The organism is Pseudomonas sp. PSE14 (genome assembly GCF_029203285.1).
In the GTDB taxonomy this organism is placed as follows: Bacteria; Pseudomonadota; Gammaproteobacteria; order Pseudomonadales; family Pseudomonadaceae; genus Pseudomonas.
The window spans coordinates 2,184,390-2,198,810 of record NZ_CP115669.1; the positions used below are offsets into that span (position 1 = coordinate 2,184,390).

A 14,421-nucleotide genomic window follows, 5' to 3' on the forward strand; every position below is an offset into this window, starting at 1 on the left:
CAAGCCGGGCATGGCGCTGCGGCATTCCATGGGCGTGAACGCCTGAGTCTGCCTGCGCGAGTGGCCGGCCAACATGAGCGGAGTCGGGGAGTTTCCGTCAGCGAGCGCTGAGGTTGCGGGGCGTACCGCCCAGGTTGTAGCGCTCCAGTTCCTGCGGCGAGAGCACGCGCATTCTCTGCGGTTCGATCTCCTGCATGTCGTCGGCCAGGACGAGCGGGATATCCATGTCGCGCAGGTAGCTGCGGGCGTTGTAGGCACCGCTGGCCAGGGACGAGTCGCCGGCGGGGTAGTAGGGGCGGTGCAGGCCGACGTAACCGCGCACCGTCTTGCGCTTGCCGGCGGCCAGCAGGTAGACGCACGAGCCCTGGCACACGCTGTTGGTCGGCACCAGGGTCTCGAAGCCGGACTCGCGCAGCAGGCGCCCCATCTTGATCGACTCCGCGGCGCTGCCGCCGATGCTGTCGAGCAGCGCCACCTTGCGCGCGAACTTGCCGGGATTGCCCATCAGGCCCTTGAGCAGACGCTCGTAGTCCCCCGGCGCGATGTCCTCGGAAATGCGCACCGCCAGCACCGGTCCGACCTTGTTGTGCTGCACCGGCTGTACCTCGACCTTGGCCAGGGCAGGGGCGGAGCACAGAAGGGTGGCGCAGAGCAGGGTGACGCGGCGCATGGGCGGAGAATCCTGTCAGATAGGGCATTCGGAAGGCGCGAAGATACCGCGAAGCACCGGCGCCTTGCACCCCTCAGTTGGTTGCCGGAGCTCAGCTCGCCCTGGACAGGCAGGTACGCAGCAGGCGGCGCACCGACTTGTTGATCTTGCGGCGTTCTACTTCTTCCGGACCGAACCAGCGGCAATCGGCGATTTCGTTCAGCGGTACCGGTTGCTGGGCCGGGTCGATGGGCGTCTCGAACACGTAATGCAGCGTCTGGTACAGCTCCAGCGGCGCGAGGTAGCTGAGCTGCGCCGCTTGCAGACCGGTTTCCTCGTTCAGTTCGCGCAGGGCGGCCTGGCCCGGACGTTCATCACGCTCGATGCGCCCGCCGGGCAGGTTCCATTTGGACTTGGCCTTGCGCACGAAGAGGATCTTGTCGTCGAGACGGCAGATGACCGTTGCGCGTTCCTTCAGCGATTTACCCATGACGGCACCTCTGCGGCAAAACCAGTAACTCTGCAAACCTCGGACGCGTTGCCATGGATGAAGAATTGCTTGGTGGGGTAGTCAGTTGCGGAAATGAAGTGCGCGGATGGTAAGGGCCGGCTTTCGGCGGCGTCTGTAGGGAAATTCCAAGCATCCTGCATCGACATCCTGACTTTAGAACGTCCAGGTGATTTTTTCTTCAGACGGCAGAGGACCGTTTCACGTTCCTTGAGAGTTTTCCCCATGACCCTTTCTCCTTGCCGGCAGAGCGCGGGTGCGTTTTTCTGTAAGCATAAAACGTCGGGAGAAAATCTCCATAGGCCGAATGAGTTAGGACAATGATCTCGACTCGGGATGAAGATCAGGGATGGGAATCGTCCAGTACGGGGAGGCGTACACGTGCCTGGAGGCCGCCTTCGGGACGGTTGCTTAGTTGCACCTCGCCGCCCAGGCGCTGCACCGCCCGGCTGACGATAGACAGGCCCAGGCCCGCGCCGTTGGGGTTGCCTTCGCTGTAGAAGCGTTCGAAGGCCCGCTCCAGCCGGGCCTCTTCGATCCCCGGACCGCTGTCCTGTACAGTCAGCAGCAGGTCGCCGCCCTGGCGTTCGAGGGCGATGCGCACACTGGCGCCGGCGGGGGAGAAGTTCACCGCGTTGCTGACCAGGTTCTGCAGGACGACTTCCAGTGCGCCGCGATCGCTTCGCGTGTGGTAGTCGCCGCTGGCGATCTCGAGGTCGGGCTCGACCTCCTGGCGCAGCATCCAGGGCGTCAGCTCGGCGAGGCTGTCGGTGACCAGCGCCTGTACATCCAGCACCTTCCAGTGGCTGCGGTTGGACGCCGGCTCCAGGCGCGCCAGGGTCAGCAACTGGTTGACCACCCGGCTGAGGCGGTCGACCCCATCGCTCAGGAAGTCCAGGGCCTGCTGGCGCTCCTGCTCGTTGCCCGCCTGGGCGGCGTTCTGCGCGTGCAGGCGTAGCACCGCCAGGGGCGTGCGCATCTCATGGGCGGCGTCGGCGATGAAGCGGTGCTCGCGCTGGAGCAGGGACTCCACCTGGCTGAGCAGGCGGTTGAGGGCTGCCTGCATCGGTTCCAGCTCGCGCGGCAGCGGCACCAGTTGCAGTGGTTCCAGCGAGTCGGGGTGCCGGGCGCGGATCACCCGTGCCATGTTCTGCAGTGGCTCCAGCCCCCGGCCGATGGCCAGCCAGACCAGCAGCACCAGCGCCAGGCTGCCGGCCAGGTAGGGCATCAGGGTATGCCGCACGATACGGCCGACCAGGTCGCCGCGCACGTCGTAGCGCTCGCCGACCCAGATCACCATCTTCTGCGCCTGCACCGGCAATACGAAGCCGCGCCATTGCTGGCCGTCGCGGGTCTCGTTGCTGAAGCCGGGCACCTTCGGCGGTGTGTCGAAGGTCGGTGCGCTGGGGGAGCGCACATGCAGCTCGCCGTCATCGCTCCAGACAGCGAAGGCCAGTTTGTTCTCGTAGGGATGGCCGGGGCCTCCCTCACCGGACTGGCTGAGTGCCTCATTGAACGAGCGGTACAGCGTCTGCCGCTGGGGGCCGGCCAGCGGCATGCTCATCACGCCCTGCAGCAGGCGGGCGTTCTGCGCCAGGTGGGCGTCGTAGATTTCGGCGATCTCGTGGCTGCTGTCGTGGTGGTTGTACAGCGCCAGCAGGCCGGTGCCCACCAGCAACAGGAGCGTCACCCGCCAGAGCGTGCGGCTGCGCAACGATCGCATCAGGCTTCCACCAGATAACCGATGCCGCGCACGGTGCGGATCAGGCCGCTGAACAGCTTCTTGCGCAGGTGCGAGATGTGCACTTCCAGGGTGTTGCTTTCGGCGCTTTCATCCCAGCCGTAGAGCAACTGGGTCAGGCGGTCGCGGGTGAAGACCTTGCCCGGTTGCGCCAGCAGCTCGTGCAGCAACTGGTACTCCTTGGGCGTGAGCACCACGAGCTGGCCCTGGAAGTGGACTTGCTGGGTCGACGGGTCGAGGCTGACCCCGGCGTGCTCGATCAGCACCCGTGCCCGGCCGCTGCTGCGGCGCAGCAGCGCGCGCAGGCGGGCCCGCAGTTCGTCGAGGTCGAAGGGCTTGACCAGGTAATCGTCGGCGCCCGCGTCCAGCCCGGCGATGCGGTCGTCGGTGGCGTCGCGGGCGGTGAGGATGAGCACCGGGACCGTCGAGCCGGAAGCGCGCACGCGGCCGAGCACCTGCAGGCCGTCGAGCCTGGGCAGCCCGAGGTCGAGCACCACCAGGTCGAACTCCTCGGTCTGCAAAGCGTGCAACGCGCTGGCGCCATCCTGCAACCAGTCGATGGTGTAGCCCTCCTGGCGCAGGCCGGTGCGTACGCCTTCGCCCAGGGCCTGGTCATCCTCCACCAACAGCAAACGCATGCTCAGTCCTGTTTTGCCTGGATTTCCCTGAGTAAAGCATCGATCTCGGCGCGTCGTCCCTGATCGGCCACTTCGCGACCGGGGCGCGCGGGTGCCTGCAGGGCTTTCTGCAGTGCCGCGCGGGCTTCTCCGTAGCGTTTTTCGCGGAACAGGTGATCGCCCCAGAAATACAGGGGGTCGATGCCGTTCGGGTTCAGCTGCAGGGCCTTGAGCAGCATCTCGGCCGCCTTGTCGCTATCGCCGAAGCCGATCGGCCAGCCCGGCACGCGATCATAGAGTGCACCGAGGCTGGTGTAGGCCGAACCCTGCAGTGCGCTCGGGTCCAGCGCCAGGGCTTTTTCCAGGCTGGCGCGGGCGTCCTTCACTTTGCTCAGCGCCCCCAGGCCGCCGGTGGCGCCGGCCCAGCTGCTGGTGACGATGCCGTTCCAGATCCAGGCTTCGGCGGCCTGCGGCGACTCCCGGGTGAAGCGCTCGCTGTCTCCTGCCAGCTTTTCGAAGGCGGCGGCGCGCTGGGTTTCCGGCGTGCGGTACTGGATCTGCGCCCAGCGTTGCTGGATGTCCGCCAGGCGCTGGGCTGCGGCGGGGTCGAGCGCCCAGCTCAGCGGCGCGGCAAGCAGCAGGGCGGCGAAGGCCAGTATGTGCTTCATCGGGATTGCTCCTCATGGCGGCTGTGGCGGCGGATCAGCGGCAGTTGCTTGCGCAGCGCGCGGTCGACGATGCCGGGCAGCATGCCGTTGATGCGCACGAAGAGTTTTTCCGGCCAGCCCAGGTACAGCTCGCTGCGCCTTCCTTCGATGGCCGCGAGCACGGACCGGGCGACGTCGCGGGGATCGTCGGTGCTGGCCTTCAGCGCTTCGTTGAGCGCCATCGCCGCCGCGCTGTTCATGCTGGTGCGGGTGGCGCGCGGGGCGACATAGAGCACGTCCACCGAGGTGTCCGCCAGTTCGCGGCGCAAGGCCTCGGAGAAGCCGCGCAGGGCGAACTTGCTGGCGCAGTAGACCGCGTAGCCCGGATAGCCGATGGAGCCGTAGGTGGATCCGAGGTTGACCACCAGTGCCTGGCGCTGCTCGCGCAGCGTCGGCAGCAACAGGCGGGTGAGGTGCAGGGTGGCGGCGATGTTCAGCTCGATCATGTCGTCCAGGCACGATTCTTCCAGCTGGTCGAGCATGGCGAACTGGTTGACCCCGGCGGCATTGATCAGCAGGTTGATGCCGCCGCCGCGCCGCACGGTGTCCAGCAGCGCATGGCGATCGGTGCCGTTGCGCAGGTTGGCGGCCTGCCAGCGCAGGTGTTCCGGGTAGCGCTGCATCAACTCGTCCAGCGCCCCGGCGTGACGGCTCACCGCCAGAACCTGGGCGCCGGCCGCGCAGAGCTGCTCGGCAAGCTGCAGGCCGATGCCACCGCTGGCGCCGGTGAGCACTACGTGGCACTCAGAGAGGCGCATGCTGCACCTCGTCCTGCTGTGCCGGGGCACGCGGCAGGCCACGGAACATGTCGGCATACAGGCGGTAGACGACTTTCGACGCGTGGATCACTGCCTCCTGGTCGGTCGGGTCTTCCAGGCGGTTCATCAGGCCGCGGTAGGTCTGCATGTGGTCCTGGTCCAGCGCGCCATGGGAGCTCAGGTAGCTGAAGGCCTCCTGGGGCAGGCCGAGGCTATGGGCGATAGTGCCGGCGGCCTGGGTGGCCAGGGCGATGCTGGTGCCTTCGAGCACGTTGACCATGCCGAACAGCCCCACCGGGTTGCCGCGCTGGATGAGGTCATAAAGGAAAGCCACCATCAGCTCGATGGGCAGCGATGGGCGGCCGGTTCGTACCGCTTCCGCATCTCCACCGCAGGCCGCGATGTCATCGAGAATCCAGCGCTCGTGGCCGTACTCCTCGTCGATGTACTCGCATACCGCACCGCGCAGCCACTCCAGGCGCGAGGGCAGGCGCGCGCCGCAGGACATCATCAGCGGCACGGTGTGGCGGACATGATGGTAGGCCTGGCTCAGGAAGGCGATGTAACCCTCCAGGCTGACGTTTCCGGCCAGCGCCTCGCGGATCACAGGGACGTTGAACAACGCCTCGCGCTCCTGGGCCGTGGCTGATTGCAGGGTGTCGAAGAAGGACATAGGGCACTACCTCACTCAGTGACCATTTCGGAAAGGGTTTCGCGGTATCGCTCAAGGATGGCCGCGCGGCGCGGGCGGCCGTTGGCGGTGAGCAGGCCGCTGGCGCTGCTGAAGGGCTCGGGCAGGCGCGCCCAGCGGTGCACGCGGGCGTAGTCCGGCAGCAGCTCGTTGCACTGCTGCACCGCCTGCTCCAGTGCCAGGTCGGTACAGGACGGGTCCACCGGCCAGAGCAGCGCCAGGTTCTGGTGCAGGCCTTCGCCGTGGACGAAGGCCTGGAGCACCACGCCGTTCTGCGTCAGCTCGGCTTCGATCCATTCCGGATTGACGTTACGGCCGAAACTGGTGATGAACTGGTTCTTCTTGCGGCCGGCGAGGTACAGGTAGCCGTCGTCGTCGAAGCGGCCGATATCGCCGGTCGGCCACCACTGCCCGAGGTGCGGTGGCTCGCCGAGGTAGCCGAGCAGGGCCGAGCCGCTGACCAGCACCTCGCCGTCGTCGGCCAGCTTCACCTGTACGTGGGGCAGGGGCCTGCCTACGCTGCCCGGGCGCATCGCGCCAGGGCGATTCAGGCAGACCACCGAGGCGCACTCGGAGAGTCCGTAGCCCTCGAACACCGGCAGCCCGACGGCGGCGGCGCGCTGCAGCAGCGAGGGCGCCACCCGCGCGCCGCCCACGGCGACGAACTTCAGCGGGCCGACGCGCATCACGCCGCGCTCGATGGCGGTGACCAGGCCGAGCAGCAACTGCGGCACCAGGATCAGGCTTTGCGCACCGCTCAAAGCGATGGCACCGAGCAGTCGCTTCCAGTCCACGCTGCTCGATCCCGCCAGGCCGATCTGCTCGCTGGGCAGCAGGGTCAGCGTGGCGCCGGCGCACAGGGCGGCGTACAGGCCAAGGTTTTCCAGCAGCACCGCCAGCGGCAGGATGGCCAGGTAGCGGCTGGGCTCGGCGGGCCGGCTGGCGGCTTCCAGCTCGCGGGCAACGCGCAGCATGGCGCCGGCATCCAGGCACACGCCCTTGGGCGCGCCGGTGCTGCCGGAGGTGTAGGTGATCTTCGCCGTCCCCAGGGGCAGGCCGGCGTCTACTATGGCCGGGCGGTACCAGAAGGTTTCGCCACGGCTGAAGCCGTTGCTGCGCAACTCGCCCTCCATGCTGGGTTCCACCAGGGCCAGGCTGGCCTGGCTCTGCATCAGGCAATGGGCGCGCTGGGACGGGCTGAAGAAGGGCGGCAGGATCAGGCAGGGGCGTTCGCTGAACAGCGCGGCCAGGTCCCAGATCAGCGCCTCCGGACCATTGTCCAGTGCCAGGGCAAAGGCGCCGCTGGGTTGTGCGGCGAGATGCGCGGCGCGCTGCTCCACGGCTTCCAGCATCTGCGCGTAGCTGTAGCGCTGGGTCGCGCCCCGCAGTGCCAGGCGCTCGCCATGGTCACGAGCGTGGTGGCGCAGATGGTGCAGAAAGTCTTCCAGCTCAGGCCGCATCTTCTTGCCTCGCGCGGTAGAGCAGCACTGGGAATCCCAGACGCTGGTAAGCCCCGCTGTGCTCGAGCTGCTCATGGCCGTAGCGGATGCTGCCGGTGAACACCTGGGGATGTTGGTCGTAGTAGCTGCCCCAGTCGGCCAGTTCGCCATTCAGCCGCGTCGGGTCGGCCGTCGCCAGTACCGTCGGCTCCAGGCCCAGGCGATGGAAACTGTTGATCAGTGTCGCTGCGCCGGTGAACGCGACCCAGCGTAGCCCGCGTGCCGCCAGCAGCCAGGTCACCGCGGCGATGATCAGGCGTGCGCTGCCGGCATTGCGGGCGGCGAGGTTGCCCACTTCCACCAGTTCCTGGCGCGGCACGGCATAACCGGCAATGCGTGAGACCGGGGCCTCCAGCGGCTCATCCAGGTAGCGTTCGAGGAACAGCGGCTCCTCCAGTGCCAGACGAATACCGGCCACCGCCACCAGCGCGCCGTGGCGGTCGCGCAGGCTGAGCAACTCGGGCAGATAGTGGTGCACGTCGGCGTGGTGGACGCGGTCGAAGCGCTCATGCACGAAGGCTTCGATCTCTTGTCGCTGCGGGTCGTCCCGGCCGATCAGGCACAGGCTCGCCAGGTGCGTGCCGCGCGGGCCGAAGCGGAACGGAAACAACGACTCCCATTCGGATTGCGTCATGACTCCCCCCACGATGGTGATAATTCGTTGGGGGGAGTATTTGCCGCGAATCTGAATGCAGTCTTAAGAGGTGCGCCGCTCAGGCCATGTCGCTGCGCGCGAACTCCTCGGCAAGAAAGTCCAGCAGTGCCCGCACCGATGGCAGCAGCCCACGCCGCGAGGGAAACACCGCATGGACCACCCCGGTGCGCGGCGCCCAGTCCGGCAGCAGGTTGACCAGGCTGCCGTTGTTGAGGTCCTCGCACACTACCACCGCCGGCAGGTGCACCGCGCCGACCCCGGCCAGGGCGGCCTGACGCAGCGCCATCAGGTCGTCGGTGACCAGCCGCGGATGGTGGCGTACCTGGGCGCTGGCGCCCTTGGGGCCGTCCAGTTGCCAGTGGTATTCGCGTTGCACCGAACCCCAGTGCAGCGTCGGCAACGCCGCCACGTCGGCCGGGATCGGCCGCGCCGTCAGCCGCTCGCGCAGCGACGGCGCACCCACCACGCGCTGGCCGCTCTCGCCCAGCACCTTCATCACCAGGTCAGTGCTTTCCAGTGGCGGGAAGCGCACCCGCAAGGCGACGTCGATGCCCTCCTGGATCAGGTCCACATGGCGGTTGGTCGCCTCCACGTGCAGCGCCACCAGCGGGTGCTCGACCATGAAGCGCGCCAGCATCGGGCCGACCCAGAAGTTCAGCAGGGCAGTGGGGCAGCTCAGCCGTACCACGCCCTGCGGCTCGGAGCGGTGGCGTTCGATTACCTCGGCCGCGCCTTCGGCTTCCACCAGCATCGCCAGGCAGTGGCGGTAGTACTCCTGGCCGATCTCGGTCACCGAGAAGTGCCGGGTGGAGCGCTGGATCAGGCGTACGCCCAGGCGTTCCTCCAGCGAGGCGATGCGCCGGCTGAGTTTCGACTTGGGCTGGTCCAGGGCGCGCCCGGCGGGGGCGAAGCCGCCGTGTTCGACGACCTGGGCAAAGTAATAGAGATCGTTGAGGTCTTCCATATCAGTGTTCTCCAGATGGAACTCTGAGGTGAATTATCGCCATCTACTGGCCTCAGTGTTGCAGATTTATTGTGTCTCCATGCACTACAGGAGGCACCCCATGAAACAGATTCTCGGTATCTACAGCGCACCTCGGCCGCATTGGGTCGGCGATGGCTTCCCGGTTCGCTCGCTGTTCTCCTACGACAACCTGGGCGAGCACCTGAGCCCCTTCCTGCTGCTGGACCACGCGGGTCCCCATGACTTCACCCCCAGCACCAGCCCACGCGGCGTCGGCCAGCACCCGCACCGCGGCTTCGAGACGGTGACCATCGTCTACCAGGGCGAACTGGAACACCGCGACTCCAGTGGCGGCGGCGGGCGCATCGGCCCCGGCGACGTGCAGTGGATGACCGCCGGCGACGGCATCCTCCACGAGGAATTCCACTCGCCGGACTTCAGCCGCAGTGGCGGCACGCTGCACATGGCGCAGCTCTGGGTGAACCTGCCGGCGCGCGACAAGCGCACCGCGCCGGCCTACCAGACGTTGCTGGCGGCGGACATTCCGCAGGTCGCGCTGCCCGACGGTGCCGGCACCCTGCGGGTGATTGCCGGCCGCTACGGCGCCGCGGCAGGGCCGGCCCACACCTTCAGTCCGCTGGATGTCTGGGACATGCGCCTGAATGCGGGCCACACGCTGGACCTGCGGGTCACCCCGGGGCGCAACACCGCCCTGGTGGTCCTGCGCGGCAACCTCAGCCTGGGCAGCGGCGAAAGCCTGCGCGAAGGGCAACTGGCGCTCTTCGACCGGCGCGGCGACAGCCTGCTGCTGCAAGCCGACAGCGACGCCCTGGTCCTGCTGCTCAGCGGCGAACCGCTGAACGAGCCGATCGTCGGCTATGGCCCCTTCGTGATGAACAGCGACCGCGAAATCCGCGAAGCCATCGACGACTTCCGTGAAGGCCGCTTCGGCCAACTGAGTCACTGACTGTCATATCCCGGACTTGGCGGGTGCCTAGTCTGGATCATCTCCCACGCCGAAGTGCGTGGGTCAGCGTGGGCCGACACGGCCCTAACGAGGAGAACCACCATGAGCAACTTCTCTCAGATCGCCAACTTCAACGGTCAGCGTCCGGTGATCGATCCCGACGACACCGCCATGCTGCTCATCGACCACCAGAGCGGCCTGTTCCAGACGGTCAAGGACATGCCCATGACCGAGCTGCGCAACAACGCCATCACCCTGGCGCGGATCGCCACCCTGGCCAAGATCCCAGTCATCACCACCGCCTCGGTGCCGCAGGGCCCCAACGGCCCGCTGATTCCGGAGATCCACGAAGCCGCGCCGCACGCCCAGTACGTGGCGCGCAAGGGCGAGATCAATGCCTGGGACAACCCCGAGTTCGTCGCCGCCGTGGAGAAGACCGGCAAGAAGACCCTGATCATCGCCGGCACCATCACCAGCGTGTGCATGGCGTTCCCCGCCATCGCCGCGGTCAATGCCGGCTATCGGGTATTTGCCGTGATCGACGCCTCCGGTACCTATTCGAAGATGGCCCAGGAAATCACCCTGGCCCGCGTGGTACAGGCCGGCGTGGTGCCGATGGACACCGCCGCGGTCGCCTCGGAAATCCAGCGCACCTGGAATCGTCCGGACGCGGCTCAATGGGCCGAAGCCTATAGCCTAATCTTCCCTCACTACCGTCTGCTGATCGAAAGCTACACCAAGGCGCAGCAGGTAGTGACCGAGCACGAAGTACTGGACTCGCAACGCTGACTCACCCCAGCCCGGCCCTGTGCCGGGCTTTCCACCTGCAAACGAGGAAACGCCATGAGCAAGCCTTACGTCCGTCTCGACAAGTCCCAGGCCGCCGTACTGCTGGTCGATCACCAGGCCGGTCTGCTCTCGCTGGTACGCGACATCGAACCGGACAAGTTCAAGAACAACGTCCTGGCCCTGGCCGACCTGGCCAAGTATTTCAAGCTGCCGACCATCCTCACCACCAGCTTCGAAACCGGCCCCAACGGCCCGCTGGTGCCGGAGCTGAAAGACCTGTTCCCCGACGCGCCCTACATCGCCCGTCCGGGCAACATCAATGCCTGGGACAACGAAGACTTCGTCAAGGCGGTCAAGGCCACCGGCAAGAAGCAACTGATCATCGCCGGCGTAGTGACCGAAGTGTGCGTGGCCTTCCCGGCGCTGTCGGCCCTGGCCGAAGGCTTCGACGTCTTCGTGGTGGCCGATGCTTCGGGCACCTTCAACGAAGTCACCCGCGACGCCGCCTGGCGCCGTATGGAAGCCGCCGGCGCGCAGATGATGACCTGGTTCGGCGTGGCCTGTGAGCTGCACCGCGACTGGCGCAACGACATCGAAGGCCTGGCCGCGCTGTTCTCCGCGCACATTCCGGACTACCGCAACCTGATCACCAGCTACAGCCTGCTGACCGCGAACAAGTAACGCGCGCCAGAGGGCAAGGCTCGTGCGGAGGCCGGAAGGGCAGCTCCCTCCGGCCCTCCGTGCGACCTGTCGCCGGGTCAGCCCTGCGGGGTGATCGCGTAGTGCGCCATCGCCGGATCAGGGCCTGCGTTCATCGACCTTCCCATCCGGCCTGTTCCGTGGATGCTCCAGCGCCAGTTCACAGAGCTGGCGGGCCTCGACCACCAGTGGAGCGAGCGCCGACGCGAGCCGCGCGGTGGCGTGGATCAGGCCGCGATCAGCGTCGTCTTCCATCAGCCGCAACAGGTCCTCGACCGCCGTCAGGCGCCGTAGTGCGGCTTCATGCAGCTGCTGGGGCGGCGCCAGGGCGTTGATGAAGAACACGCCGTCGCCGGGCTGTGTCGCCAGTGGAACGAGCTCCAGTTCAAGCATGGTGTGCCTCCGGATGGAGGGCAGGGACTGGCGGTGGGGAAGGGAGGTGCGCGGGGGTAAAAGGGGGGTTGTGCATTGGCTGTGCTCCTCTATGGATGAGGAACCGCCAGTCAACCGTCCTACGGGTGGAGAGGCGGTCCGTGCAGGGGTAGGAACCCGGAACAGAGGAGCAAGAACCGGCAGGCCGAAGCCTCCCTACACGGACCGCCATAGAACACCATATTTGCAGGACGGACTGCTCCCGCATTTTTGGCTTTGGCGCTATCGCTGTCGTTTGCTCGTTGCTCGGGGTCCTACGCCCGGCCGCGATGTTGCTGCGGCGACCAAGAGGCTAGAGACGGCGCTTGTAGGCCCGCAAGGCTAAAGGAACGTAAGACCTTTCGCTTGAAAGCTGCGACGGAACATCAGGACATTGCTGACGGAATGAAACAGGTCTCACCAGCGTACGATTCTGCCGACTGTTCATAGCGGCCATTCACCAAGCCAATCCCTACCTGTAGGAGCGACCGCTCAGCGACCGATTCAACGCGGCCAATTGCATCAGGCAGAAGCAGGCCAGAGGCAGCCGTCTGGAAGCAGGAACGTCGAGCTCCAGGGCAAAACCTCGATGCCTCCGGTGATGAACACGCGCTTGCCGTCCAGATGCAGGTTCATATGCACTTCGTTTCCTTGCTGCCGTTATCCAGTGTGTTCAGGTATTCAGCGACCTCATCCGTCAGCCAACTTGAGAACACCCGCTGCTTTGTTTCCGAACGCTCGCGGTTGGGTAATACCAGCCAATACGGGTAGGGATAGGGAGCGATCACCGGGGAGAGTTGCACCAACTCCCCTCGTTGGATCGCGTCGTGCACGAGGCTGCGGCGCTCCAGGGCTATGCCCTGGCCCAGGCGCACGGCTTGAAGTACCAGGTTGGAGTCATTGCTGCACAGGCCGATGCGTGGGACGTCGATATCCAGCCCTGCGGCCTGGCACCACGGTCGCCATGACTCCATGTTGAAGATGATCCTGCTGCTGAGGATATCTTCCGGGGTTCGCGGCAGTTCCCCACCATTGAAGTGCGGAGCGGCAACCACCAGCGCCTCGTCATGGAACAACAGACGTTTTTCCACCCCCTCCCAGTCGCCCTTGCCCATGCGGATTCCGACATCGACGGATTCCCGGCTCAGGTTCGATACCGTCAGGTTGGCCTGCAACCTGATGCTTATGTGCGGCTGCAATTGCTGGAAGCGTGGCAAGCGCGGCAACAGCCAGCTGAAGCCGAACGAAGGGAGAACAGCGACCACCAGTTCCGTTGACTTGGGTTGGGTCTTGATCAGCTGTGTGGCTTCGGCGATTCGGCTCAATGATTCACGGACCTGCAAGGCATACAGCCGCCCATCCTCGCTCACCCGCAGCCCCCGTCCCTCACGGACGAACAGGATGACGCCGATCATCTCCTCCAACACCTTGATCTGCTGGCTGATGGCCGAATGGGTCACATGCAGTTCCCTGGCGGCGGCGGTGACGCTTCCCAGCCTTGCAACCGCTTCGAAACTGCGCAGGCAAGTGATTGGAGGAATATTCGACATGTAAGTATTTCTTACCGGTAGCGAAAAAAAATATCGATATATAAGTGCAAAGGCTCTCACTAATGTAAGGAACGGTAAAGTCTTGGACTGCAAGAGGATGGCTGCCATGGGCGATGTATGGAGAGCACGGCAAATGACCACGGGCGGTTCCGACGATGACGATCACCCGTGGTTACAGGTTTCATTGACCAGAGCGCAATTGCTCTCGGTGCGTTTTGCCTGCGACATCTACACGCGTGTGGTGAGCGGCACGCATTGGATCAGCGCCAATGGTGTCGACTTCTCGATCGGCCCCGGCGAGCGCGTGAAACTGTCAGCCGGGCTGGCGCTGATTGACGGCGAAGGAGTTCTGCAATTGGCTCCAGCCAAGTCAGGGAACGAGCGCCAACCGTATCCGCTCCCCTGGCCCTTGCCCCAAGTGTTCAAGCGCCGGACTACCGCATTAGAGATCAATATCAATCAAGGAGAGTGATGGATGAAGCTCATTGGCATGCTGGATTCACCTTATGTTCGCCGGGTGGCCATATCCCTGGACCTTCTAGGCATCGAGTTCGAACATGACCCACTGTCGGTGTTCAGCACCTTCGAGGAGTTTTCCAGGATCAACCCGGTAGTCAAGGCACCGACCCTGCTGCTCGATGACGGGTCCGTACTGATGGACTCGACGCTGATCATCGATTATTTCGAGACCCTCAGCGCACCCGACAGGAAGCTGTTGCCGGCCCAACCGCAGGCATTGGCCAGTGCCTTGCGTACTTTGGGCCTGGCGTTGGCGGCATGCGAGAAGACCGTCCAGATCGTCTATGAACACAATCTTCGTCCGGCGGAAAAGCTTCATCAGCCCTGGGTCGAGCGCGTCACCCGGCAGCTGCTGGCGGCATGCGCTGAGCTGGACAAGCAATTGGCGACACAACCGTCACAAGGCGTACGCCCCGACCAGGCTGAGGTCACTTGTGCAGTGGCCTGGTCGTTCATGCAGTTGATGCTGCCCGACGTAGTCAAGGCCGGCGATTTTCCGGCCATCAAGGCCCATGCGGCCCGCCTGGAACAGACCGATCTGTTCAAGCGTTATCCGATTGCATGAAAGGGAAAAAGGGGATTTATTTTCCGTACTCTAAACGTCCGCTCCTAGCCGACTTCTGCCAGTCGTGACCAACAGAAGTCGACCAGAAGCAGCCATTCACGTCATGACGACGAGCACTATTTCAGATCGTCA

18 protein-coding genes are annotated in these 14,421 nt (G+C 65.3%); 5 read left to right on the forward strand and 13 right to left on the reverse strand.

Annotated features, from left to right (window positions below; genetic code table 11):
- Positions 1 to 97 precede the first annotated feature (97 nt).
- From O6P39_RS10240 to O6P39_RS10290, 11 genes are all read right to left on the reverse strand, one after another.
- Entirely contained in the window at positions 98 to 670 is a 573-nt protein-coding gene (locus O6P39_RS10240; protein WP_275611224.1) for a hypothetical protein, read from the reverse strand.
- A 91-nt stretch (positions 671 to 761) separates the two neighbouring features.
- A complete protein-coding gene (locus O6P39_RS10245; protein ID WP_275611225.1) occupies positions 762 to 1,139 on the reverse strand; it encodes an NUDIX domain-containing protein in 378 nt (125 codons plus the stop codon).
- Positions 1,124 to 1,384, reverse strand: coding sequence for a hypothetical protein (locus O6P39_RS10250; protein ID WP_275611226.1), 261 nt, complete (start codon positions 1,382 to 1,384; stop codon positions 1,124 to 1,126). Before O6P39_RS10250 ends, O6P39_RS10245 begins: the two co-directional genes overlap by 16 nt.
- A 116-nt stretch (positions 1,385 to 1,500) precedes the next feature.
- Entirely contained in the window at positions 1,501 to 2,880 is a 1,380-nt protein-coding gene (locus O6P39_RS10255; protein WP_275611227.1) for an ATP-binding protein, read from the reverse strand.
- Positions 2,880 to 3,536, reverse strand: a complete 657-nt coding sequence (locus O6P39_RS10260) for a response regulator (RefSeq protein WP_275611228.1) — start codon at positions 3,534 to 3,536, stop codon at positions 2,880 to 2,882. The genes O6P39_RS10255 and O6P39_RS10260 overlap by 1 nt, the downstream gene beginning before the upstream one ends.
- 2 nt (positions 3,537 to 3,538) lie before the next feature.
- Positions 3,539 to 4,183 (reverse strand): hypothetical protein, encoded by a 645-nt coding sequence (locus tag O6P39_RS10265; protein WP_275611229.1) that lies wholly within the window; start codon positions 4,181 to 4,183, stop codon positions 3,539 to 3,541.
- Positions 4,180 to 4,980 carry an SDR family oxidoreductase gene (locus O6P39_RS10270; protein WP_275611230.1) on the reverse strand — a complete coding sequence of 267 codons (801 nt, stop codon included), beginning with the start codon at positions 4,978 to 4,980 and terminating at the stop codon, positions 4,180 to 4,182. Before O6P39_RS10270 ends, O6P39_RS10265 begins: the two co-directional genes overlap by 4 nt.
- Positions 4,967 to 5,653 (reverse strand): iron-containing redox enzyme family protein, encoded by a 687-nt coding sequence (locus O6P39_RS10275; protein WP_275611231.1) that lies wholly within the window; start codon positions 5,651 to 5,653, stop codon positions 4,967 to 4,969. The genes O6P39_RS10270 and O6P39_RS10275 overlap by 14 nt, the downstream gene beginning before the upstream one ends.
- An 11-nt stretch (positions 5,654 to 5,664) precedes the next feature.
- Positions 5,665 to 7,131 carry an AMP-binding protein gene (locus O6P39_RS10280; RefSeq protein WP_275611232.1) on the reverse strand — a complete coding sequence of 489 codons (1,467 nt, stop codon included), beginning with the start codon at positions 7,129 to 7,131 and terminating at the stop codon, positions 5,665 to 5,667.
- Positions 7,121 to 7,804: a thermostable hemolysin gene (locus tag O6P39_RS10285; RefSeq protein ID WP_275611233.1), complete on the reverse strand. Its 684-nt coding sequence runs from the start codon at positions 7,802 to 7,804 to the stop codon at positions 7,121 to 7,123. The genes O6P39_RS10280 and O6P39_RS10285 overlap by 11 nt, the downstream gene beginning before the upstream one ends.
- Before the next feature lie 79 nt (positions 7,805 to 7,883).
- Positions 7,884 to 8,789 carry a LysR family transcriptional regulator gene (locus O6P39_RS10290; protein WP_275611234.1) on the reverse strand — a complete coding sequence of 302 codons (906 nt, stop codon included), beginning with the start codon at positions 8,787 to 8,789 and terminating at the stop codon, positions 7,884 to 7,886.
- A gap of 100 nt (positions 8,790 to 8,889) precedes the next feature.
- Between O6P39_RS10290 and O6P39_RS10295 the strand changes: the two genes are divergently transcribed.
- The 3 genes from O6P39_RS10295 (at position 8,890) to ycaC (ending at position 11,226) form a co-directional block, all read left to right on the forward strand.
- The gene (locus tag O6P39_RS10295) at positions 8,890 to 9,756 is read left to right on the forward strand and encodes a pirin family protein (protein ID WP_275611235.1); all 867 of its coding nucleotides are present in this window, start codon (positions 8,890 to 8,892) and stop codon (positions 9,754 to 9,756) included.
- Between the two features lie 102 nt (positions 9,757 to 9,858).
- Positions 9,859 to 10,545, forward strand: coding sequence for a hydrolase (locus O6P39_RS10300; protein ID WP_275611236.1), 687 nt, complete (start codon positions 9,859 to 9,861; stop codon positions 10,543 to 10,545).
- A 54-nt stretch (positions 10,546 to 10,599) separates the two neighbouring features.
- Positions 10,600 to 11,226: an isochorismate family cysteine hydrolase YcaC gene (gene ycaC, locus O6P39_RS10305; protein ID WP_275611237.1), complete on the forward strand. Its 627-nt coding sequence runs from the start codon at positions 10,600 to 10,602 to the stop codon at positions 11,224 to 11,226.
- A gap of 117 nt (positions 11,227 to 11,343) precedes the next feature.
- On the opposite strand, the gene O6P39_RS10310 is transcribed toward ycaC, so the two are convergent.
- A complete protein-coding gene (locus tag O6P39_RS10310; RefSeq protein ID WP_275611238.1) occupies positions 11,344 to 11,637 on the reverse strand; it encodes a hypothetical protein in 294 nt (97 codons plus the stop codon).
- 650 nt (positions 11,638 to 12,287) lie between these two features.
- A complete protein-coding gene (locus O6P39_RS10315) occupies positions 12,288 to 13,205 on the reverse strand; it encodes a LysR substrate-binding domain-containing protein (RefSeq protein WP_275611239.1) in 918 nt (305 codons plus the stop codon).
- A gap of 106 nt (positions 13,206 to 13,311) precedes the next feature.
- On the opposite strand from O6P39_RS10315, the gene O6P39_RS10320 reads away from it, so the two are divergent.
- Both O6P39_RS10320 and O6P39_RS10325 read left to right on the forward strand, forming a co-directional pair.
- Positions 13,312 to 13,677, forward strand: coding sequence for a hypothetical protein (locus tag O6P39_RS10320; RefSeq protein ID WP_275611240.1), 366 nt, complete (start codon positions 13,312 to 13,314; stop codon positions 13,675 to 13,677).
- A gap of 3 nt (positions 13,678 to 13,680) precedes the next feature.
- Positions 13,681 to 14,289 (forward strand): glutathione S-transferase, encoded by a 609-nt coding sequence (locus O6P39_RS10325; RefSeq protein WP_275611241.1) that lies wholly within the window; start codon positions 13,681 to 13,683, stop codon positions 14,287 to 14,289.
- The last annotated feature ends 132 nt before the right edge of the window (positions 14,290 to 14,421 follow it).